Origin of the sequence: Nitrosospira sp. Nsp2 (assembly GCF_003050965.1) — a bacterium.
In the GTDB taxonomy this organism is placed as follows: Bacteria; Pseudomonadota; Gammaproteobacteria; order Burkholderiales; family Nitrosomonadaceae; genus Nitrosospira.
In genome coordinates this window covers 154,186-177,763 of the sequence record NZ_QAOU01000006.1, presented here as the reverse complement: position 1 = coordinate 177,763, position 23,578 = coordinate 154,186, and the positions used below count along the sequence as shown (strand labels likewise).

At 57.2% G+C, this 23,578-nt stretch carries 17 protein-coding genes; 8 read left to right on the top strand and 9 right to left on the bottom strand.

The genetic code is table 11. The features are described 5' to 3' along the window. Window positions 1-210: 210 nt before the first annotated feature. The 5 genes from C8R31_RS13180 to C8R31_RS13160 all read right to left on the bottom strand — a co-directional run bounded on the left by C8R31_RS13180 (window position 211) and on the right by C8R31_RS13160 (window position 5,147). Complete coding sequence (locus C8R31_RS13180) at window positions 211-1,494, bottom strand: FAD-dependent monooxygenase (RefSeq protein WP_107694562.1); 1,284 nt, start codon at window positions 1,492-1,494, stop codon at window positions 211-213. 52 nt (window positions 1,495-1,546) lie between these two features. Next, window positions 1,547-1,933: a hypothetical protein gene (locus tag C8R31_RS13175; RefSeq protein WP_258192705.1), complete on the bottom strand. Its 387-nt coding sequence runs from the start codon at window positions 1,931-1,933 to the stop codon at window positions 1,547-1,549. Next, window positions 1,930-3,249 (bottom strand): Xaa-Pro aminopeptidase, encoded by a 1,320-nt coding sequence (gene pepP, locus C8R31_RS13170; protein ID WP_107694560.1) that lies wholly within the window; start codon window positions 3,247-3,249, stop codon window positions 1,930-1,932. Before pepP ends, C8R31_RS13175 begins: the two co-directional genes overlap by 4 nt. 109 nt (window positions 3,250-3,358) lie before the next feature. Continuing rightward, window positions 3,359-4,114: an N-acetylmuramate alpha-1-phosphate uridylyltransferase MurU gene (gene murU, locus C8R31_RS13165; protein WP_258192704.1), complete on the bottom strand. Its 756-nt coding sequence runs from the start codon at window positions 4,112-4,114 to the stop codon at window positions 3,359-3,361. 13 nt (window positions 4,115-4,127) lie between these two features. Then, entirely contained in the window at window positions 4,128-5,147 is a 1,020-nt protein-coding gene (locus C8R31_RS13160) for an aminoglycoside phosphotransferase family protein (RefSeq protein WP_107694525.1), read from the bottom strand. A gap of 104 nt (window positions 5,148-5,251) precedes the next feature. Between C8R31_RS13160 and C8R31_RS13155 the strand changes: the two genes are divergently transcribed. Both C8R31_RS13155 and C8R31_RS13150 read left to right on the top strand, forming a co-directional pair. Next, the gene (locus C8R31_RS13155) at window positions 5,252-5,554 is read left to right on the top strand and encodes an accessory factor UbiK family protein (protein WP_107694558.1); all 303 of its coding nucleotides are present in this window, start codon (window positions 5,252-5,254) and stop codon (window positions 5,552-5,554) included. Between the two features lie 117 nt (window positions 5,555-5,671). Next, complete coding sequence (locus C8R31_RS13150) at window positions 5,672-7,192, top strand: YifB family Mg chelatase-like AAA ATPase (RefSeq protein WP_107694524.1); 1,521 nt, start codon at window positions 5,672-5,674, stop codon at window positions 7,190-7,192. Window positions 7,193-7,268: 76 nt separating this feature from the next. Here C8R31_RS13150 and C8R31_RS13145 read toward each other — a convergent pair whose 3' ends face one another. After that, window positions 7,269-8,474, bottom strand: coding sequence for a DUF445 domain-containing protein (locus C8R31_RS13145; RefSeq protein ID WP_181320599.1), 1,206 nt, complete (start codon window positions 8,472-8,474; stop codon window positions 7,269-7,271). 539 nt (window positions 8,475-9,013) lie between these two features. Between C8R31_RS13145 and C8R31_RS13135 the strand changes: the two genes are divergently transcribed. From C8R31_RS13135 to C8R31_RS13115, 5 genes are all read left to right on the top strand, one after another. After that, the gene (locus C8R31_RS13135) at window positions 9,014-9,451 is read left to right on the top strand and encodes a DUF5132 domain-containing protein (protein ID WP_107694521.1); all 438 of its coding nucleotides are present in this window, start codon (window positions 9,014-9,016) and stop codon (window positions 9,449-9,451) included. Next, entirely contained in the window at window positions 9,448-9,951 is a 504-nt protein-coding gene (locus tag C8R31_RS13130; RefSeq protein ID WP_146164599.1) for a heavy-metal-associated domain-containing protein, read from the top strand. Before C8R31_RS13135 ends, C8R31_RS13130 begins: the two co-directional genes overlap by 4 nt. 283 nt (window positions 9,952-10,234) lie before the next feature. After that, window positions 10,235-11,119: a hypothetical protein gene (locus tag C8R31_RS13125; RefSeq protein WP_107694519.1), complete on the top strand. Its 885-nt coding sequence runs from the start codon at window positions 10,235-10,237 to the stop codon at window positions 11,117-11,119. A gap of 145 nt (window positions 11,120-11,264) precedes the next feature. After that, complete coding sequence (locus tag C8R31_RS13120) at window positions 11,265-12,254, top strand: magnesium transporter (RefSeq protein ID WP_107694518.1); 990 nt, start codon at window positions 11,265-11,267, stop codon at window positions 12,252-12,254. Between the two features lie 82 nt (window positions 12,255-12,336). After that, on the top strand, window positions 12,337-12,699 hold the full coding sequence (locus C8R31_RS13115; protein ID WP_107694517.1) for an HMA2 domain-containing protein: 363 nt from the start codon (window positions 12,337-12,339) through the stop codon (window positions 12,697-12,699). 85 nt (window positions 12,700-12,784) lie between these two features. Here the strand turns inward: C8R31_RS13115 and metK are convergent, their stop codons facing one another. Continuing rightward, window positions 12,785-13,957 carry a methionine adenosyltransferase gene (gene metK / locus C8R31_RS13110; protein WP_258192703.1) on the bottom strand — a complete coding sequence of 391 codons (1,173 nt, stop codon included), beginning with the start codon at window positions 13,955-13,957 and terminating at the stop codon, window positions 12,785-12,787. Between the two features lie 18 nt (window positions 13,958-13,975). Next, the gene (locus C8R31_RS13105) at window positions 13,976-17,092 is read right to left on the bottom strand and encodes a cation-transporting P-type ATPase (RefSeq protein ID WP_107694557.1); all 3,117 of its coding nucleotides are present in this window, start codon (window positions 17,090-17,092) and stop codon (window positions 13,976-13,978) included. A gap of 395 nt (window positions 17,093-17,487) precedes the next feature. On the opposite strand from C8R31_RS13105, the gene metH reads away from it, so the two are divergent. Continuing rightward, window positions 17,488-21,222 carry a methionine synthase gene (metH, locus tag C8R31_RS13100; protein ID WP_107694515.1) on the top strand — a complete coding sequence of 1,245 codons (3,735 nt, stop codon included), beginning with the start codon at window positions 17,488-17,490 and terminating at the stop codon, window positions 21,220-21,222. Between the two features lie 84 nt (window positions 21,223-21,306). Here the strand turns inward: metH and C8R31_RS13095 are convergent, their stop codons facing one another. Further along, entirely contained in the window at window positions 21,307-23,454 is a 2,148-nt protein-coding gene (locus C8R31_RS13095; RefSeq protein ID WP_107694514.1) for a bifunctional (p)ppGpp synthetase/guanosine-3',5'-bis(diphosphate) 3'-pyrophosphohydrolase, read from the bottom strand. Window positions 23,455-23,578 lie beyond the last annotated feature (124 nt).

Here is a 23,578-nt window from a genome sequence, read left to right as displayed (position 1 = left end):
GGCCGTTGAAGGCGGCGTTCGTTGCGTAAAAAAAAGCCTGCGGGTAGCGTATATCTACGACACATCGAAGGATAGATGTAACATTTTACAGCTCGACAATAACTGACGTTTACTTTAAGCAATACTCCCCAAGCAAGAAGCTTTTCGGACTCAAAGCCAAGGCGTCCAGCTCAGGCAAGACATGTTGGACGCCGCTACCGCCCTGGCGGTTCAGCCTCTCGCGCCGAACATCATGCGACGTGCGACAAAACGCTTGACGGGCGGGAGACAGTCGAGCGCGCCTAATCCCAGGCTGCGCACGCTGCCCAGCACAAGGTCGTCATTGGAAAAAAGTTTTACCAGAGAATCGGTGAACATTCTCCCTCCGCCACTATCGAGGCGGCGCTTATCGCGATATCGCGCGAGCATGGCGAGGCTACCGATATCAGGGGGGGAATCGATGATTTCTTCCGCGAGTTCCCACGCGTCCCTCAGACCAAGGTTGAATCCCTGTCCCGCGACAGGGTGCAGGGTTTGGGCCGCGTTGCCTACCAATACCGCGCGCCGGGATGTAACGGGGGTAGCGTATTTTAGCGACAGAGGAAAACTGGACCGTTTTCCCGTTTCGATAAATCTGCCCAGACGGTCGCCGAAGTGGCTATGCAAACGGGCGAGAAAGGCGCTGTCATCCAACGCAAGGATTTCCTCGGCGGCTGCAGGAGAAACAGTCCATACCAGGGCAAAATATTTACCGGAAGGCAACAATGCCACGGGACCGTCCGGAGTGAAGCGCTCATAAGCCACGCCAGGCTGAGTCCGTGCGGAGCGTTTGCTACCAGAGCTCATTTTGCGCGGCAAGCGTGTTGTCATGCCGCGAACAGCCGTCAATAATGACGGCCCCGAAGGGGTTACCGCAGAGTAGGCAAAACGCTCGGTTCTGACCCGCGCCACGACCGCCCATTGCTCGTAGTCGTGCACGTGTTGCGTCACACCTTCAATTTGCGCAGTAAGCCGACCGCCATCGGCCAGTACAAGGAGCCGCGCTGTCGCTTTTTTTTCGGCACCGTCGTGCTCAAACTCAACCTGGCCCATCGCGGGGCCGGTTTCCAGCCGCGTAACTTGCGCGCCCGTCACGTAGTCGACATTGCACTCGTCCAGTGCCTCATGCATCGCGCGAAACACATCATGATGGTTCATCACGTAGCCCAATGCCGGCACGCCAATCTCGGCCGCAGTCAATACGGTTCGGCCAAAACCGCCCCGGTTGGAAATATGAATGGTCGTAATAGGCGTGACGTCGGGCAATGCCTGCCATACACCCAAACGTTGCAGAATGAGACGACTGCCGTGGGACAACGCCAATGGACGCGAATCTTCCGTTTTAGCCGGCAGTCCCCTCGCCTCCAGCAGGAGCACAGAGGTATCGCTGTCGCGTAAAGCCAGGGCCAACGCCATGCCCACCGGCCCGCCGCCGATGATGATAACGTCGAAATTGGAATGATGGTCGTTCGTCATACGAGATTCAGCATGCCTGCTGCCTCGCTTCCGATCACGCCTGGTGGTCATCTTATTGCCGCCCATGTGTATTCGCTTCGCCCCCCTTGTTGTTTGGCTTGCTTTTTGTTTCCTCGACTATTTCCGCATCTTCGATTACGTGGTATTCCGCCTCAGACGCTTGCATGGATTCTCGTAACTTGCGGCGCAACCACCACAACCGGAAGCCAAAACCAACGGCGGCAACCGCGAACAAGGCAAGAAATGCGGTAAAAAAGAAAATACCCAACACCACCATGATGATCAACACCGGAACAATGAGCAGGTACGTGAGCCAGCGCGCTGCCGGACCAGGCTGGGAAGCGCGAAAAATCTCTTCCTCCGTGGCGCCCGTCTCCCCGTTTCGGATGACTCGTCTTACGATTATCCGGTTGTCGTGGTTATCGTGGTCGCCCATCATGCCTCCCGGTGCTGCATCAGGCCCTCGATCTCCGCGACGGTTTTTGGAGCAGTTGACGTCAGCACTTCGCATCCGGTCCCGGTGACAGCCACATCATCTTCGATGCGCACGCCGATGTTCCAGAAATGCTGGGGAACGTTTTCCGCCGGGCGGACATAACACCCAGGCTCCACCGTCAACGTCATGCCCGGCTGCAATGGCCGCCATGCGCCGTCCTGCTTGTATTCCCCCGCATCATGCACATCCAGCCCCAACCAGTGCCCGGTGCGGTGCATGTAAAACCGCTTGTAGTCTTCGGACTCCATGACCTCATCCACGCTGCCGGCACAAAGCCCTAAATCCACGAAACCTTGCGCCAACACCCGCACCGCCGCGATATGAGGCGCGTCCCAGGAATTTCCCGGGAGCACTTCGCTGATCGCGGCCGCTTGCGCCGCCAGCACCAGCTGATAGAGATCCTTTTGGGCCGGGCTGAATTTACCATCCACTGGAAATGTGCGCGTGATGTCCGCGGCGTAACCGTTCAGTTCGCAGCCCGCATCTATCAGCAGCAGATCACCTGGCGCGAGCCTGGCATTGTTCTCCACGTAGTGGAGTATGCACGCGTTAGCGCCACCGGCGACGATCGGCGTGTAGGCCGGGGCCTCTGCGCCATGGCGCCGGAACTCGTGCAACAGTTCGGCCTCCACCTCATACTCCCTCATGCCCGGCTGGACGCTACACATTGCACGCCTATGAGCGTCAGCAGAAATTCGGGCTGCGTGGCGCATCACTTGCAACTCTTCCTGGCTTTTAAAGAGCCGCATTTCGTCCAGCAAAAGGCGGATATCGCGAATGACCGCGGGCGCGGCCACACCCCCGCGGGATTGCTGCCGCACCCGGTTGACCCAACCGATCAAGCGCCCGTCCCACGCCCCATCATTGCCTAATGCGCAGTACACGGCAGGCTGGTCCACCAGCAGTCGGGGCAACATCTCGTCCAGCTTGGCGATGGGGTACGCCTCGTCGAATTCGAATGCTTCCCGCGCCGCTTCGGGGCCATAGCGGAAACCATCCCAGATTTCCCGCTCGGTATCCTTTTCACGGCAGAACAGAATGTGTTTTGACAGACCCTTCTCTGCGTCCGCCACGATCACAAGCACCGCCTCCGGCTCGCGAAAACCCGTCAGATAATAAAAATAGCTGTCGAAGCGATATGGAAAATGCGCATCCCGGTTCCGGACCTGCTCAGGTGCCGTAGGAACTATTGCAACACCTGCCTGCATTTGGGATGCCAGAGAATGGCGCCGTTCCCGGAAGGACTTGATGGGGATCATGGGAAAGATTTTTACAGTATTTGCGGTATAACGCAAAACAAATGTTGTGCGAGGAAGCGATTGAATGAGTGTTCGTGAGCAGACACATCTCGGGCAGGCGAGCGCTGTGCTATGAGGGCGCGACCGGAGAGCTGGCTGTACTTAGCCAAAGATCGATCTGTCGTAAACGCTCTGGCGTGCCGACGTCGGTCCATGTTCCCCGGTAATGCTCTCCGCCCACTTTTCCACTGGAAATCGCCTGCCCCAGCAATGGCGCGAGCTTCGACACGGAACCGGGTGGGATACCTTGGAATAATTTGGGCTGATAGATGCCGATGCCACTGAAGGTGAGGGTGTTCCCTCCTGAAAGCGCCACGCGCCCGCCGTCCAGGGCAAAATCGCCGTCCGGATGGTGATCCGGGTTATCGACGAGTACAAGATGCGCCAAGTCCATGTCGGGGTTGGCATCCATTCGCTCCAGCACGGGCACCAGGATGCAAAAATCCATTTCACAATAAATATCGGCGTTAATCGTCAAAAACGGCCTGGCTTGGACGTGCCCCGCAGCTTGATTTTGATCCATGATGATGGGTAGCGCCTTGGCGATTCCGCCAGCGGTTTCCAGCGCAACCGGCTCATGGGAATAGCGGATGCTGACCCCATAATGTTCGCCGTCGCCCAACGCAGTTTCGATAAGATGCCCCAGATGAGCGTGATTGATGACGATTTCGCGAAAGCCGGCACGCGCAAGATTTTCAAGATGATATTCGATCAACGCCTTGCCGCCCGCGCGCAGCAGCGGTTTGGGCAAGACATCGGTGAGGGGACGCATGCGCTCGCCGCGTCCTGCCGCCAGAATCATGGCCTTGAATCTGGACCGGACCATATCAGAACGCATATCAGAACGTGTAGCCGACTTTTGATTCCTGCGGCTTCTGAACCTCCCACTCATCCAGCAGCGTCAGCAGCGGATTAAGTTCCCTGTAGCGTTCGCAAGCCTTGCGCAGATAATCCTCCACCAGCGGCATATCGTCGAGATAGGCGCTTTTGCCGTCGCGATAATTGAGGCGAGCGAATATTCCCAACACCTTGAGATGGCGCTGTACCCCCATCCATTCAAAATCGCGGAAAAAATCCGGGAAGTCTTGCGCGACCGGCAGCCTGAGTTTTCGCGCCTGTTCCCAATACCGGATGAGCCAGTCCAGTACCCGCTCCTCGTCCCAGCGTATGTACGCGTCCTTGAATAGCGATACGAGATCGTAGGTAATCGGGCCAAAAACGGCGTCCTGAAAATCGAGAATGCCTGGGTTGGGACTGGTCACCATCAGGTTGCGCGAGTGGTAATCGCGATGCACGAACACTTTCGGTTGAGCCAGGTTGTTTCGCACAATCAGCTCGAATATTCCATTAAGTTCCGCTTGCTGGTTTCCACCGAGGCTGATCTGTAAATGCCTGTCCAGGTACCAGTCAGGAAACAGCCGCAATTCCCGCAATAGCAGCGCCTCGTGGTAATCCGGCAATACCCCGGCTCGGCTTGCGAGCTGGATCTTAAGCAATGCGGCCACTGCATCGCCATACAGTTCACTGGCCAGATCGGCAGGATCTTCAGAACTTTCGTTCAGCACCTGCATATAGGTAGTGCTGCCGAGATCGGACAGCAATAGAAAACCTTGCGCCACATCCTGCGCCACTATCTCCGGCACATGCGCGCCTGCCTCGGCGAATAATCCGGCCACGTGCAGAAAAGGGCCGCAATCTTCCTGTGGTGGCGGCGCATCCATCGCGATTAATGTCCCGTCGCCGAGCGTTACCCGGAAGTAACGGCGGAAACTCGCATCTGCGGAAGCAGGCGACAATGTGAAATCCTTATCGGGCAACTGCGTCTTGAGCCAATGTTCCAGAAGGACGAATCGTTCCATAATAATTCCGCTGATTGCCTATTTGGCCGAAGTATGAGATTTTAACATGCATGCATCACTCCTCATCCGACCGGATGACGGAGCAGAAATCATCGGAGGACATCATGCTCAACCAAAAAATGGTGGATGAAGTTGTAACCAAGGTAAACGAACTGCTGGCGCAGAGCCCGGTGAAGGATGTGGAGAAAAACCTTCGGGTTATGCTCGGGGGAATATTCACTCGCCTGGATCTGGTGACGCGGGAAGAGTTTGAAGTGCAGCAGGAGGTGCTGAAGCGCACGCGCGAGTTACTGACGGCATTAGAAACACGAGTTGCTGCCCTGGAAGCCGCTTCGAAATCTGATAGCTTGGGCGACACGCTGGATGTTCCGCCTGAGACGCTGGATGATCTGTCGGAAACGGAATAAGTTTGATCTCCGGAAATAACTCGACGCAGCTGTTGCGTGCCTTGTGCGGCAAATAGTGTTCCCCGCGCATGTGTTCCACATTTTGTTGGTGTGGAGTTGGATGGCTGAGAATTTCCGGTGCCGCTAGCGATTCTGTATAGCCGTGCTATTTCCGGCATGGAAGCTCCACTGGTCACAGTGGAAGCGCATATTGCCAATGGCCTGCCCAGCTTTACCATCGTGGGCCTGCCTGAAGCGGAAGTGAAGGAAAGCAAGGACCGGGTGCGTGCGGCGCTGCAGAATGCGCAGTTTGAATTCCCCGCGCGCCGCATTACGGTCAACCTTGCCCCCGCCGACTTGCCCAAGGAGAGCGGGCGCTTCGACCTGCCCATCGCGTTAGGCATTCTGGCAGCAACCGGGCAAATCCCTTCTGACAAGCTCGACCAATACGAATGGGCTGGCGAACTCGCCCTGACGGGAGAACTGCGCGCGATACGCGGAGCGTTGGCGATGACGTACCGCGCAGCCCGCTCCGGGCGCAGTTTCGTGCTCCCGCGGCAAAACGCCGCCGAGGCGGCGCTCGTCAAGGAAGCCGTGGTTTATGCGGCGACATCATTGCTCGAGATTTGCGCCCACCTCGCCGGGCGTGAGCCGATGCAGCGCTATCTCAGCCAGGATGGGACGGAAAGAAATAGCAATACAGAGACGGGGATATCACCCTACCCCGGCATGGAAGAGGTCAAAGGACAGAATCATGCAAAACGTGCCCTTGAGATCGCAGCGGCGGGCGGTCATAGCCTGTTAATGATGGGGCCGCCGGGCACCGGCAAATCCATGCTTGCCGCGCGTTTTCCCGGCATCCTGCCATCCATGACCGAAGATGAAGCGCTCGAATCGGCGGCCATGCAATCCCTGGGGAGCGGGGGTTTCAATGCGACTAACTGGAAACGCCGCCCTTACCGGGCGCCGCACCATACCGCTTCGGGCGTTGCCCTGGTGGGCGGCGGGAGCAATCCGCGTCCCGGCGAAATTTCCCTGGCAATGAACGGTGTATTGTTCCTGGATGAGCTACCGGAATTTGACCGAAAAGTACTGGAAGTATTATGCGAACCCCTCGAATCGGGGCGCATCACCATATCACGCGCGGCCCGTCAGGCCGACTTTCCCGCCCGGTTCCAGTTGATTGCCGCCATGAATCCGTGCCCTTGCGGTTATCTCGGGCATTACAGCGGAAAGTGCCGTTGCAACCCCGATCAGGTAGCGCGTTACCGGGGCAGGATCTCGGGCCCGCTGCTCGATCGCATCGACATCCAGATCGAAGTTCCCGCCGCGTCCGAGGATGATTTAATGCGCCAGGCTCACGGCGACTCAAGCGACACGATCAGGGAACGGGTCGAGAGAGCACACCAGCGGCAACTGGCACGACAAGGCAAAACCAACGCCGGGCTGACGGTGACGGACATCGATAAATACTGCGTGACGGATAACGCGGGGGAAAGCCTGCTCAGGCAAGCCATCAGCCGGCTGAATCTCTCCGCCCGAGCCTATCATCGCGTCCTTAAAGTGGCGAGAACCATTGCGGATCTGGCGGAAAGCGATGGCATCAGGAGTTTGCACATCGCGGAAGCGGTGCAATACCGCAAGCTGGATAAAAACTAGCTGAGACGCACAGGTTGCTCGCAGCATGCCCAGGACCATCGGCTTCATGACTTTAAGTCATCTCGTTATTGCAAGCTTAGCCGAAGGCGCGTGACACGCTATAGATAGCGAGCCCCACCAACCCGCCGATCAAGGTCCCGTTAATACGGATATATTGAAGATCTTCACCCACCTGCCGCTCGATCCGCGTGGTTACCGTTTCGGTGTCCCAACCGCGTACGGTATCCGCGATAAGCACGCCTACGTCATGTTGATGAGACTGCACTACCTCCACCACTACTTCATGCATCCATCCATTAACTCGACCGCGCAGTTCGTCTTTGCGAAGCAACGCCTGGGTACCGGCTTCGATCATCTCCCGCAGCCAGGATTTCAGCACCGAATCTGCGCTTAAGGCATCCTCTCGCAGGGTGCGGCGGATATCGCGCCACACGCCTGCAGCATAGTCGCGCAGTGCCGGATGATCCAAGAGCCTGCGCGTGTGCAGGACAATCTCCTCGCGATACTCTGGCGAAGTAGCCAGTTCAGATGCCAGCTTCTCGATGGCCTGGTCGAGTCTGACACGAAGCGGATGCGAGGAATCCCGCCCAATCTCCGCGAAAGCTTCCCGCAGCACGGCCATGACACCGTCCGCTACTTTCTCATCCATCGCAAGCCGTTGCCACAGCCAGGCGGTATTCTCGCGTACGCGCCCGCGAATGCGGGGTTCGTTCGCGGTAATGTACTCGTCAGCTTCACGTAACAACTTGTCGAGCAATACCTGGTGCCGCTTTTCGGCGGTAAGCATTGCCACCACTTCCCCGAGCAGTGGCCCAAGATCGATTCGCTGGGCCCCATGCGCCAAGCCACCCGAGACGAAGCGCTTCACGTCATGGTCATCAACCGAATCCAGCAGTTGCGGAATTAGACGGGTTACGTGACTTGCGATTGCCTCGGTGCGCTCGGGGTCGGACAGCCAGCGGGCCAGCCTGCCGCACATGTCCACGCCCGCCAATTTGGACGAGACCACTTCCGGGGAAGCGAAATTATGCTCGACAAAGCGGCCTAATGCCTCACCGATGCGTTCCTTATTGCGGGGAACAATCGCCGTGTGGGGAATCGGCAGGCCGAGCGGCTCGCGGAATAAGGCGGTCACCGCGAACCAGTCGGCCATGGCACCCACGACGGCCGCCTCGGCGAAAGCGCGCAGATATCCAACCGACGGGTGGAGTGAGAGAAACACGTTGGTGAGAACCAGAATGACGAGCATCGTGATGAGCATGCCGGTCGCGAGGCGCTGCATCCGGTTTCCCGCGGGGGATGACTCCATGGGCTTGGGTCGCTTGAAGTTAGTCGAACCGAGGAGCTATGTCCGGTTGAAGGCAAAAAAGTTTCAAAACCAACTTGCTGCGTATGGGCTTTTTCTCTATCCGATTCGAAAGTACACGGTAGCAATCCGCATCGTCAAGACCTTTGTGCCGTACTGTAATGTTGCAGTTTTGTTGCAGTATAGGCGGCAGTATTCGAAATATTGTACTTTTCAATGCCGACGTAGGAGGGCGTGGGCGTAAATTGGCGAACAAAGCTCCTGATACAGGTCGGGCTCTGATGTTCAACCATAACAACATATAGCATGCCAATGCTGTCCGTTTGATGACCGACTAGCTGACAAAAGGGACAGAAACCGCTGACCGCCAAAGACTAAAAGTTATGCCTCGTCAATATTTGCTGGAGCTCTAACTGTTCCAAGCCCTTGAATATGAATTTTTTATTACAAAACTTGTATTCCGACGCATTTCCCCTATAAATATTATTTGGCAAGCAAAGAAAGGAGGGTGAGCCATGGCTTCAGAATTCAAAAGCAATATTGTGACCGGACTCGCGGCCGGGGTTGGTGCAACGCTGCTGGCACCCATCCTGCTGCCCATGCTCGCACGCATTGTAAAGCCCCTTACCAAGTCGATCATAAAGACCAGCATCACCGCTTATGAGAGAGGACGCGAATCGTTTGCAGAATTGAGCGAGACGGTTGATGACCTGGTCGCGGAGGCAAAGGTAGAACTGGACGCTGAGACGGGGGCGGGTGGCGCTGCAGCTGTGACAACCAGCGGCACCCAGACGGGTAAGGACAGTAATACAGGACACCGCCCGGCTAGTGGAGCCGCCTCTGCCCAGTCTAGCGAACCGGACCGGGCAACCCCGGCCGTTGCCCCCGGGGCGCAGCCTGGCCAAGCCGGTAATGCCGGCCAAGAAGGTGGGTCTGGAACTCCGGCTGCGTGATGGCTCCGCTGGCACGAGTGGCGCATGCCCTGCCGGGCAGAAAACGCCTCAAGATAGAAGAAAGGCGGCGGGACGAGGGGTATTTCGACGCGGTGGAAAAAGCGTTGAGCGAAAGTCCCGGCGTTGTGGCGGTGGAGACAAACTGCCGGACAGGCAGCGTGGTGGTTCACCACCGCCCAGACGAGCCCTCTGCTTTGCAACACGCTGCGGAGCAGGGGCTGTTTCAGCTCGCCACAGAAGCGCCCGAAGCGGGCACCGCGGCTTTCGCGGTTCCATCGGTTGCTGCAAACGCAACTCCGACCCGCAAAGCCTCCAGACCTAAGCCGAAAGCAACTCGGAACAACCGCGCGAGTTTACGTCCGCTGATTATTATGGGCTGGGTGGGGCTCGGTATTGCTCAAGCCATAGAAGGCAATATCGCAGTCCCGGCAATAGCCGCGTTCTGGTATGCATATCTCGTGACTCAGGAAAATGGTGTTAGCAACCCGGAACTGGGTTGAGGTGAAACGAGAGCGGCCCGGCAGCTGGAAACACTGGGCAACGCCGGTTAAAGCCGGTTAAAGCCGAAGCATACCGATGGTTCATCGGTCTAAGTAAACCCTGCTCAGCATAAACATCAGGAGGGCAACTTGCTTCAAGCTCCTCTAGCCCCGACGCTCTTATGCCAATGGGAAAGGTGATATAAAACCGACAATCGTATAAAAGAAACGCGGCCAACGCGTCCTCTTCAAGGTAGATGCACTCGAACGTAATTTGCCGCAATGACAACAGGAGGTACTCGAAATGGCGAAATCTCAAACAGGAAAACCCAGCGGACCAACCACGGGGGACGAAACGCCGAGCAACGAAGAAATTCGCGCCGCCGAACAGGGTGAAATACGCGCCCGGAGCGAAGAGAATCGCGATAAAGAATACCTCGATAAAGAAGCCCGAGAGAGAGAAGCCCGCGACAGAGAACACCGCGACAGAGAAGCTCGGGCCCGCGAACCAGAGGAAGAGCGCATCGGTTCGACGGCCGAGTCTCCCGCCGCACGGGATATGGGGGCGGCAGGCACTACCGTGAAAACGGGGATTGCTGCCAGTCTGCGCGGCATCGATGAAATGGAAACTGAAATCGTCAGCCTGGTACGCAACACCGTGTCAAACTCGATAAGAGCGACCGGTGCAGTCGGTGCGGAAGCGGTCAACATTACCAGGGATGTGGTCAAAGGCGCGCTGGCAGCGACCGATGATGTCGGGACGGGGTTGGTGGTTACCACCAAGAGCGTCGCGAAGGGTGTCGTATTGGGCGTTTCCGATGTGGGTGGAGACGTCATCGCGGCGGCCACAGAGACTGCCAGGGCCGCAGTGAATGGCACGGCTGCGGTAGGGGGCGACACATTGATGGTGGCGAAGCGAACTGTGGACGGCGTAGCCGAGGCAACTAGCGAGACGGGTGGTAACGTAATTGAAACCGTTAGGGCGGTGGCCGGCGGAGCAGCGGACGCGGTCGGAGGGATCGGGACCACGGCAGTGGCCAACGTGCGCGACATTCTTCTTAGTGTTGTAACCGGCGTTAAAGATGTTGCAAACGCGGCGCTGCCCAGGTCTTCGGAATACGAAGATCGTGTCGCCCCGCCGGATCGCAAGCCCTTAGAAGCCGACCGTACGCCTCCTCCTCCGATGTAATATGTTGCCCGGGGCGGCGCACAGGCTCGCCCCGGTATTCCCTGCGCGCGGCATTGATGGCCGGGGATTATGCCCGATCGTATGGCTGGGTAAAAGGCTGCCTCGGATTGTTACAGTGAGCCCATGACGACGGCTACCAGCGGTAATGGAAACCCCTCACTCGGATCTGCCGATAGCCACACGCGAAACCGCCGCCATCCACTTGGTCAGGCAGGTGCCAACGGGTAGTCCGGACGAAACTGTCACTTCGGTTCTGGCCAGATTGCCGGGCAATAACTTTGACTACGCCGACACGATTTATGTAATTGACAGGACAAACACGTTGATAGGAATGGTGCCTCTACCCCGGCTGCTCGCGGCGGCACCCCACCACTGTTTACGCGATATTTTGCGCAGACCTTTCCCAACCGCGTACGCCGAGACGGATCAGGAAACGGTTGCATCCCGTGCCATCGTCAATGGGCTTGCCGCTGTACCAGTGGTAGACGAGCAGCAACGCCTGCTAGGCGTGGTGCCGCCACAAGCATTGCTGGAAATTCTGCGCCACGAACACATAGAAGATCTGAACCGCTTCACCGGCATTCGCCATTACAATCTGCAAGCCCGCACGGCAATGGAATCGTCCCCGATACGCCGCGCGAGGGACAGGCTGCCATGGCTGTTGGTGGGGCTGATGGGCAGTATGCTGGCGACCTACGTGATGACGCGATTCGAACACGCGCTGCAGTCGCAGGTGATGATCGCGTTCTTTGTGCCGGGCCTTGTTTACCTGGCGGACGCAGTCGGAACCCAAACCGAGGCGATCGCCGTGCGCGGTCTTTCCCTGAGCGATGCGCCCGTGGGTACGATGATAGCCGGAGAACTGCGAACTGGATTAATCATCGGCCTTACCCTCGGCGCGCTAACCTTCCCGGTCGTCTGGCTCATATTCGGCGATGTCCGCCTGGCATTGGCGGTTTCACTGGCGTTGCTCGCGGCCGGGTCCGTCGCCACAAGCATTGGCTTTCTGTTTCCGTGGACATTCTTCCGTTTGGGCAAAGACCCCGCCTTCGGCAGCGGTCCGCTTGCCACCATCTTTCAGAACGTTCTCACCCTCGTTGTCTACTATTTCACCGTCAGCCTGATCGTTTTATAACCCCCCATATTTAATCAAGCTGTAACAAAGAGCTGGTTAAATGCCATCGTAAGGACACGATATCCTAATGGAGGGCAAATACATGGCTTTTTATGTTCACCACGTACCCGGCCGGTTGCGCATAAAGACTGCGGCGCTAAAGAAGAACTCATCCCGGGCCCGGCAATTGAAGCTCTGCCTGGAGGGAATGCATGGCGTTCTGGAGACTGACGTCAGCATAATCACGGGCAGCATTGTGATCAAGTACGATGCGGGCGTGGTAAGCTCTACCGCAATCCTGAACAACCTGCACGACCAAGGGTATATTCGGAATGTGGAGCATATCGCTCACAATGTCTCTTATGAAGTCCACCCCATGCAAAAGGTGACAGACACCTTCGTGCAAAAACTGGTCGAGGCCGCCCTGGAACGGTCGGCCACAGCTCTTGTCGCAGCGCTGATCTAATAATCAGGATTTTAACGGGGTCGGTCCGAAGCATGAGTGCGCGAACATGACATGGTAGCGCACAGGGTCCAACCCATTAGACCCTCTAAATCAGTAACGCCGTCTTATCGGTCCGCTCCCACGGCAGCCCAACATCCATTCGTCCCACATGACCGTATACCGCTAGTCGGCGGTAGAAGCCTCCGCGAACCACCTGGGGTTGATAGCGCAAGTTGAATGCGCGGATGATTCCGGCCGGGCGGAAATCGAAATGGGCCTGAACGCGGGCCGCGATTTCCTCGTCGGGAATGCGACCGGTACCGAAGCAGTCGACTTGCACGCTGACTGGCCTGGCAATCCCTATCGAATACGCGAGATGTACCTCGCAAGCTTGCGCGAGGCCAGCCGCGACCACGTTCTTTGCGGCGTAACGGGCTGCATAGGCGCCGCCCCGGTCGATCCGGGACGGGTCCTTACCTGATAGTGCCGACTCGGACTGACGGGAGTATTCGCCATAAGTATCAATGGCATTCTTGCGCCCCGTTAACCCAGAGTGCAGCGCCGGCCCTCCGTCGATAATGGGTCCGTCCGGATTGATGAAAACATGAGTATGTGCGTCGGGGCGCACTTTCTCGCCCAGGAATGCCGGTTCGATCACATTTTCGTAGAGGTCGTCGCGCAACGACCGAACTCCCCTCGGAGTGTCGCTCCGCTGACTCGACACCAGGGTCACCGAGTGAATGCGGTAAGGCTGGCCATCACGGTATTCCACGCCCACCTGTGTCTTTCCGTCGGGAGCGAGATAGGCCAACTGCTTCTGCAAACGTGCCGCTGCAAGCCGGCGTGCAAGTTTATGCGAGAGCCAGATGGGCAGCGGCATCAGGGCTGCGGTCTGGTTGCAAGCAAAACCGAATACATTGCCCTGGTTCTTGGCGGTTACGGCTTCCACCTCTTCCTCATTCATCTTGCGCTCATCCAGTTTCGGGTAGGGCGTTACCGGTAGTTCCATCAAACTCGTCATGACAGTGCAGTCCTTCGCGTTGAAATCCTCATGCTCGTAGCCGATCTGACCGATGACCTGTCGAGCCACGTCTGGAATGTCAACCGAGGCCAGGGAAGCGAAGCGTGCAGCGATAAATAATATTCCCTTGGACACTGCGCACTCCACCACGACCTTCGAAAAGGGATCCTGCTGGAGAAAGCGATCGATAAGCGCATCACTCACTTGATCGCAGAGCTTATCCGGGTGGCCATCAGTCACGGATTCAGAGCTGAACATGAAATCCTGCTTCATGACCTAGACCCCTGCAGTGTCGCCGGAGGAAGGCGAAAGCGCCTGCAACCGTCCCCTAGGGTTGGCGGGGTTGGAAGGGCGCCCTTTGGTCGCTTCGTTCAGTAGAAAGGGCAATCCTGACCCCGCGGTTATCACTGCCACATCCATGGGGCGCGGCATGGCGGTCCCCAGCAGGCTTCTAAGTCCCGGTACAGCCACGGCCGCCAATTGCAATGCCGCGGTTGCGCCAACCGCCATATTAAGGTAGGAATTGGACTGTAGCGTTTCACGGCCGTAAATGCTGTTGCGGTCGGAACGGCAACTATAGGCATGCAACAGTTGCGCCAAGGTCAGGGTCATGAAGGCAGCTGAGCCAGCCTGCGGCCCGACCCCATAACGTGCAATCGCATAGCCGTAACTGGCCATCGACCCTGCGGTTATAGTGAGCGATTCGAACCCGTAGCGCTTGAAGTCGGCGGGTCCTATGATAGGTTCCCGCGGATCTCTTGGCGGCCGGCATAAAATGTCTGGCTCGGGCGGCTCGACGGCAAGCGCCAGGGCCGGAAAAATGTCGGTCACCAGATTAATCCACAACAACTGCATGGTGGTAAGCGGAGTGCCGAGCCCGCTTCCGATGGAACCGAGCATCACCATGATCTCGGAGAGATTGGTAGCGGTGAGAAAATGGACTGACTTGCGAATATTGTTGTAGATCGTGCGACCTTCCGAGATCGCGACGATCATCGTGTGCAGATTATCGTCCTCCAGTACTACGTCAGAAACACTCCGGGCGACATCCGTGCCGGTTTCACCCATCGCCACGCCGATGTCGGCGGCTCTGAGCGCCGGCCCGTCGTTTATTCCGTCCCCCGTCATGGCGGCGACTTTGCCGCCTCGTTGCAACGCCTGTATTATCTGGAGTTTGTTCGCGGGACTGACCCGGGAGAAGATATTAACCTTCTGCGCGAGGCCGGTGAGAACCTCCTGATCCAGTTGCTCAAGTCTGGTGGAATCGAGAATATCCAGTTCCCCGCTGCGGGACAGTCCAAGCTCCTTACCGATGGCGTAGGCGGTTGCGCTCTGATCGCCCGTGATCATTACCGTATCGATCCCCGCTTGATGAAATAAAGCGATAAGCTCCCTGACGCCCTCCCGCAAAGGGTCCGCCATACCGGTCAATCCAAGCCAGACGAGCTCTTCTGCGGCCGGTTGATCGGCTTGCGCCAGTTCCGCATAGGCAAATCCCAACACGCGCAGAGCTTCCGCAGCCATGCGATCATTTTCGATGCGTATAGCGGCGCGATCTGTTTCCGTAAGCGGGAGGCGGACTCCATCCTTGATCCACCAGTTACACATCTCCAGCACTTCGATTGGACTGCCCTTGACGGCGATCAACATTCCGTCTCCTTTCACCGCATGCACGGTGCGCATGTAGTTCTGATTCTCGGTACGGTATTCCACGCGCAATCGTGGATACTGCCGTCGGAGCTCGTCCACTGGAACGCCAGCGGCAATGGCGAGATGCACCAGCGCACTTTCAGTGGCCGAGCCCTTGAGCTCATACCCGCCTTCCGAGCCATTCACCTCCGTTTCGTTGCACAGGACTGCCACATGCGCCAGGCGCAGCAATTCATCACTCTGGGCGGGGTCCATTCTCACGCCCCCGTCGCAAAATATATCGTTTGCGAGCGTGATGTGACGTCCGCCACAGTGCACTGCCAGCACGGTCATTCGGTTGAGGGTAAGCGTACCGGTCTTGTCCAGGCAGATCACCTGCATGGCGCCTAAAGTCTCCACAGCGTCCAGATGCCGCACCAGCACATGATGCCGGCGCATGTTGCGGATGCCCAGCGCCAGAGTGGTCGTCGCCACGGTGGGCAGGCCTTCCGGCACTGCCGCAACTGCAAGGGATACCGATGTCTTCAGCATTTGTAGCCAGCCGTATCCACGCGTGAGCCCGATCAAAAACACGACTCCGCAGATGCCAGCGGATAGCAGCACCATTTGATTGCCAAGCGCGTCAAGCTGCGTCTGCATCGGGGTTTCCGGCGACCGGGTTTCGCCAACGAGCAACTGGACGGCGCCGATTTCGGTGTACCGGCCAGTCCCCACCACCACTGCCAGACCACTGCCCCCCGTGACGGCCGTGCCCTTGTACACCATGTTGAACCGATCCCCCAGCGGCACATCGGTCTGGTCCAGGGTCTCCACCCGCTTGATAACCGGCAAGCTTTCTCCGGTAAGCGCAGACTCGTCCACCATCAGGCTGCGCGACTCCAGCACTCTCCCGTCGGCAGCTACTCGGGTCCCCGGTACCAGAACCAGGACATCGCCGGGCACCAAGGCTTCAACCTCCACTTTGACCAAACGGCCGTCACGGATCACGCTGGCGTTCTGTTGGTGGATGTGTCCCAGCGCATTAATCGTTCGCTCTGCCTGCGCTTCGGTGACATAGCCAGTGCCCGCGTTGATCATCACGACCCCAAGGATCACCGCCGCATCGGCAAGCCCCCCCGTCGCCGCGGAAAGCACCGCCGACGCTCCCAGTAAAACAACCGGAAGGCTTTTGAACTGCCCCAGAAAAATACTCAACCCCGAGCGAGGTCGGCTCTCTGGCAAGCTGTTGGGTCCGAAGCGCCGCAGTTTCCGTTGCGCCGCGGCCTGGCTAAGCCCACGATCCTTTGAAGTTTCCAATGCTGTTAGCACCGCGCCGCGAGATAATGCGTGCCAGGACACCCGGTCTTGCACAGAAGCCGGACCGGCGTTAGCAGAGACCGCCAATTGCGAAGGACGCAGCGGGTGAATATTCGCAGCCGTATTTTGCTCGGCTGCAGCAGGTCCCGCGGCTAGCAGCGCTTCTACCAGGACAGTGATTTCTTCAACAGTCCGCGTGGGATCGAAAACAACCAATACGCGGCCGGTGAGAACGTTTGCGCTCACCTGTCTAACCCCGGCGTCGCGTACCAACGCAGACTCAATCCTGAGCCTGACTGGCTCGCAGCGATACAAGCCTTTGACTTTAAGCCTGGCGCGACCCTTTACCTCCGCGTGAACAATACGCACTCGAACGGGAGGCTCAGCTTCCGCCACCGGCAGCCTCAAAGCTTCGCCACGCTTCAAAGGATAGGAGAGGATGGTCATTTTCTTAGCAGGAGGATCATCAACGTTATGTGACAGTTTGAGCGCGGATGCTAGACCAACCATCCTCTCGTTGTCCTGGCAGCGAGCGACTATTCAAAGATGCGACGAAGCCGGCTGTTCAAGCCCATGGAAGCCTGCATCTACTTTGTAGGTCAAGATCAGGCCCGAATCAAGGCATTTTCCTGTTATTTTCTGCCCGTTTCCGGAGTTAAGTCTGGCGCGGACTGGAAACGCCTGGTTGCTGAAGGATTTTACGATGGCCTCTTTCCCACTTCAGCTGGGCGTAGCGCCCGGAGCCCTGCATTCCCATACACTGCTCTATGTCCTTGCACCCAGGGGAAAATACGGATAGGGCCATGGTAGAATCAGGCTCCACCTGAAACCTATCGTTTGCGATGAATGAAAATCCCCGTACCGAATTGCTGAAAAGCCTTCTTGCAAGCCGCATCGTGCTGCTCGATGGAGCCATGGGAACCATGATCCAGAGCCACAAGCTCAACGAAGCGGACTACCGTGGCGCACGCTTTGCCGAGTTTCCGCACGATCTCAGGGGAAATAACGACCTTCTTACGCTTACCCAGCCACAGGTCATCCGTTCCATCCACGAGGCTTATCTCGAGGCTGGAGCGGACATCGTCGAGACCAATACGTTTAATTCCAACGCTGCGTCGATGGCGGATTACCACATGCAGGATCTGGTGTACGAGCTTAATTTTGCCGGGGTAAAACTAGCGAAGGAAGCGGCCGTTGCCATCGAAGCACGCATGCCGGAGAAGCCACGTTTTGTGGCTGGCGTTTTGGGGCCCACCACCAAAACCGCTTCGATCTCTCCGGATGTTAACGACCCTGGGTTTCGCGGCATCACCTTCGATCAACTGGTGACCGACTATACGGAAAGTATTCGCGGCCTGATCGACGGTGGAGCGGATATCCTCCTTGTCGAAACCATATTTGATACGCTAAATGCCAAGGCTGCGCTGTTTGCCATAGACCAGTTTTTCGTGGATCACGGCGTGCGTGTTCCCGTGATGATTTCTGCAACCATCACCGACGCGTCCGGGCGTACGCTGTCCGGACAAACACCGGAAGCCTTCTGGAACTCCGTGAGCCATGCCCGCCCGTTGTCGGTGGGGCTCAATTGTGCGCTTGGGGCTGAACTGATGCGTCCCTACATCGAAGAAATCTCGCGTGTCTCGGGTATATACGTAAGCGCCCATCCTAACGCCGGGCTGCCTAACCCCCTGGCCGAGACAGGCTATGATGAATCGCCGGAATATACCGCCAGCCTGATCAAGGAATTTGCGCAATCCGGCTTTGTGAATATCGTGGGCGGTTGCTGCGGCACTACGCCCGCGCACATTAAGGCCATCGCAGATGCGGTAAACGGTATTGCACCTCGGCCCCTGCCTGATATTCCAAAAAAGTTGCGCCTTTCCGGCCTTGAGCCTCTCAACATCGGAGATGATTCGCTGTTCGTAAACGTCGGCGAGCGAACCAACGTCACGGGGTCGAAAGCGTTTTCCCGATTGATCCTGAACAATAATTACGCGGAAGCGCTGAGCGTCGCCCGCAACCAAGTGGAAAACGGCGCGCAGATCATCGATATCAATATGGACGAGGCGATGCTCGATTCGCAGAAGGCGATGGTCACCTTCCTGAACCTGCTGGCCGCCGAACCGGATATCAGCCGCGTACCCGTGATGATCGATTCAAGCAAGTGGTCCGTAATCGACGCGGGACTGAAATGCGTGCAGGGCAAGGCGATCATCAACTCGATCAGCTTGAAAGAAGGCGAAGCGGAGTTCCTGGAGCATGCCAAACTCGCCCGTCGCTACGGCGCGGCAGTCATTGTGATGGCATTCGACGAATCCGGCCAAGCCGACACGCTGCAACGCAAGGTGGACATTTGTACGCGTTGCTACCGCTTTCTGGTCGATCAGGTCGGTTTCCCTCCTGAGGACATCATTTTTGATCCGAACATTTTCGCGGTCGCCACAGGCATCGAGGAACACAACAATTATGGCGTGGATTTCATCGAAGCCACCCGCTTGATCAAGCAAACGCTTCCCTACGCCAAGGTAAGCGGCGGGGTATCCAATGTATCATTCTCGTTCCGTGGCAATGAACCGGTGCGGGAAGCGATCCATAGCGCGTTTCTCTACCACGCGGTGCGCGCGGGCATGACCATGGGCATCGTTAACGCGGGGCAACTGGGCGTCTACTCCGATATTCCCAAAGATTTGCTGGAGCGGGTGGAGGACGTGCTGCTCAACCGCTCGCCCAAGGAAGGCGGAGATGCAACACCTACCGAGCGTCTGGTCGAATTCGCCGAAAGTTTCAAGGGAAAAAGCAAGGAGAACACGGAAGATCTCTCGTGGCGGAATGAGCCGGTACAGCAGCGCCTGACGCATGCGCTGGTAAGGGGCATCACTACCTATATTGTGGAGGATACCGAGGCGGCGAGGCTGGAAATAGCCGAGCAAGGCGGACGGCCGATTCAGGTGATCGAGGGCCCGCTCATGAACGGGATGAACGTGGTCGGCGACCTGTTCGGCTCGGGCAAGATGTTTCTGCCTCAGGTAGTCAAGTCCGCCCGGGTAATGAAACAGGCCGTGGCACACCTGCTGCCCTACATCGAGGCGGAAAAGCAATTGTCGGGCGACTCAAGGGCCAAGGGCAAAATCGTGATCGCGACGGTCAAGGGCGATGTGCACGATATCGGCAAGAATATCGTTACCGTGGTGCTCCAGTGCAACAATTATGAGGTCGTCAATATGGGCGTGATGGTGCCTTCCGCCCAGATACTGGATATGGCCAGGCGCGAGAACGCGAATATGATCGGACTTTCCGGCCTGATCACGCCTTCGCTGGAAGAAATGGCGCACGTAGCGAAGGAAATGGAGCGCGAGGGCTTCACGATTCCGCTGCTGATCGGTGGCGCCACCACTTCTCGCGTACATACCGCAGTGAAAGTGGCACCGCATTATAGCGGCGTGACGGTGTGGGTGCCGGATGCAAGCCGGGCCGTGAGCGTATGCAGCAACCTGCTGTCAGACGATTTACGGACGGAGTACGTCCGGGAAATTCAGGTTGAGTACGAGAGAGTTCGCATCCAGCATAAAAACAAGAAAGGACCGGCGCCGATGCTATCCATCGCGCAGGCACGTGCAAACGCGTTCAAGACGGATTGGACCTCGTACACGCCGCCCGAGCCCGATTTTATCGGCGTGAGGTCCTTGAAAAATTATCCCCTGGAAAAGATCGTCCCGTTCATAGACTGGACGCCATTCTTTCAGGCTTGGGAATTGTCGGGGCGCTTTCCCGCGATTCTGCAAGACGAGGTCGTCGGCGAGGCGGCCACTACGCTCTACCGCGATGCGCAGGCCATGCTGAAGAAGATCGTCGAACAAAAGTGGCTTTCCGCCAATGCCGTGTTCGGCATTTTCCCGGCAAACATGGTCGATGGCGACGATATAGAAATCTATGCGGATAAGGCGCGTACGCGGTTGGCAATGACATTTCACAACTTGCGGCAGCAGACCACGAAGCCTCCCGGACGCCCTAATCTGTGCCTGGCAGATTTCGTCGCGCCCAAGGAAACGGGTATCCGGGATACGATCGGGGCGTTTGCCGTTACTGCCGGGCTCGGCATCGACGCGCGGATAAAAGCGTTTGAGGAGGCACATGACGATTACAGCGCGATTATCCTGAAAGCGCTGGCCGATCGCCTGGCTGAGGCTTTCGCCGAGCACATGCACTGGCGGATACGGCGCGAGTTTTGGGGTTTTGCCAAAGATGAAGACCTGAGCACCGAACAGCTCGTCGCGGAAGAGTATCGCGGCATCCGCCCTGCTCCCGGTTATCCCGCCTGCCCGGACCACACCGAGAAGGGGCCATTATTCGAACTGCTGAAGGCGCCGGAAAACGCCGGAATTATCATAACCGAATCCTACGCCATGGTGCCGACCGCGGCGGTATCGGGCTTTTATTTTGCTCACCCCGAAGCGGACTACTTCGCGATCGGGAAAATAGGCAAGGACCAGGTGGAAGACTACGCCCGGCGGAAGAGTTGGACGGTGGAAGAAACGGAAAAATGGCTGGCGCCGGTCCTGGCTTATGAACGGAGCTGATAGCAGAGGTTATCGGAAACATAGTCAGAGCCTGCCTCCCCTGCAGCAAGCAGTCGGGATCAAGCGAGTCAGCCTCAGTCAGCCTCAATTACCTTTGACCCGGCTAATTTTCGCGACTTCGGAAGTACGCCTCAAGTTTCGCATCACTTGAGCCAGATGATGACGATTACGAACCTGTAACATAAAAGTCATGGTTGTGTACGCGCCATCACCTTCCATGCCGACGTTGTCGATATTGGAGCCAGCCTCGGCGATTGCGGCAGCGACCCTTGCCAATACGCCGCGCTGATTGGCGACCATCAGCTTGATGCTTACCTCGAACTGCCTGTTTATATCCTTGCCCCAGGCTACGTCCAGCCAGTTATCGGAATTACCCCTGTTTTTTAAAACTGCTGGACAATCATGGGTGTGTATCACAAGCCCCTGATCCTTCTTGATGAAGCCGACAACGGGATCTTCCGGAATCGGCCGGCAACACTTGGCGAATTGCACTGCCATACCTTCGGTGCCAAGTATGGTGATGACGTCGGCAGACCCGCTCGCGCCAGCAGCTGATTCCCCGGGCATGATCAGTCGTCTCGCGACAACCGCGGGCAGGTGCTTGCCCAACCCCATGTCGGCCAGCAAGTCTTTCTTCGATTTTGCCCCGCTGTCGCGGGCCAGTTTCTCCCATTGCGCTGCAGTGATGGTTTGCAGATCTATCTTTAGCGAACCTAGTGCCTGGTTGAGCAAACGTTCTCCCAGCCTGGCGGATTCTTCATATTGCATAGTTTTAAGAAAACGGCGGATATGCGACCGGGCCTTCCCGGTAACCACGTAATTCAGCCAAGCGGGATTGGGTTTCGCATGGGACGCGGTTACGATCTCCACCCGGTCGCCGCTCCTGAGAACGGTGCGCAAAGGCGCGCTCTCGCCATTTATTTTTGCGGCCACACAGCAGTCCCCGATATCGGTATGGACCGCATAGGCGAAGTCAACGGCCGTGGAATCTTTAGGCAACGCCAATATCTTGCCTTGGGGCGTAAATACGTAAACCTCCCCAGGAAACAGATCAACTTTAAGGTGTTCCAGGAACTCCAGGGAATCAGTCGAGTCGCTGAGCGTTTCCAGCAGGCTTTGCAGCCACTGATGGGTCTTCATATGCAAATCGTTCAGATCTGCGTCGGTACTCTTATACAGCCAGTGCGAGGCAACCCCCGCCTCAGCGATCCTATGCATCTCCGGCGTGCGAATCTGCACTTCGATGGGCGTGCCATAGGGCCCCCACAGCGTGCTGTGCAATGACTGGTAGCCATTTGCCTTGGGAATGGCAATGTAGTCTTTGAATTTCCCGGGAATCGGATTGTAAAGACTGTGTAACGCGCCCAACGCGATGTAACAAGAGGGCACGTCTTTGACGATCACTCGAAAGCCATAGATATCGAGAACTTCGGAGAACGTGAGGTGCTTCTCCGCCATCTTCTTGTAGATACTGTAAAGCTGTTTTTCGCGCCCGCTTACCTCCGCGTCAAGGCCGGATGTTTTCAAGCGCTGCTTGATCGCGTCAAGAATCTTCGTGACCATTTCGCGGCGATTCCCGCGTGCCGCCTTGGTTGCGTTGGCCAGAACCCTGTAGCGTGTGGGAAAAAGATAGCGGAAGCTGAGATCCTGCAGTTCGTGATAGATATTGTTGAGCCCGAGGCGATTCGCTATTGGAGCATAGATTTCCATGGTCTCGCGCGCGATGCGGCGGCGTTTTTCGGGACGCATTGCCTCAAGTGTCCGCATGTTATGCAGCCGATCGGCGAGTTTGATGAGGATGACCCGAACATCGCGCGCCATCGCAAGAAGCATCTTGCGGAAGTTTTCCGCCTGGGCATCCGCATGGGTCTGAAACTCGATCTTGTCAAGCTTCGATACGCCGTCAACCAGTTCCGCGACTGGTTTGCCAAATCGATCACTGATCTCGGCCTTAGAGACGTGAGTATCCTCCATGACGTCATGAAGCAGCGCTGCGGCTAATGTCTGGGTATCAAGGCGTAACTTGCCGAGTATGCTGGCGACGGCCAGCGGGTGAGAGATGTAGGGTTCGCCGGATTTGCGAAATTGCCCGGAATGGGCGCTTTGACTGAAGAGATAGGCGTTCTGAAGCTCGGAAACGTCCTCGCGCTTGAGATAGCTGGACAGTTCGCTAAAAAGGAAACTTGCCTCGGGCAAAGTATCGGAGGAACTCGGCAAACCTGGTGTTCGCATCGTGATTTCCTTCAAGTCTTACCCGGGTATAGTTCCTAGAACGCAGTTGTCCTCATGAGTCGAGATAAACCAATACTGCTGATCATGTACAGCTAATCAAGCAGACATCAAAGCTTGCCCGACC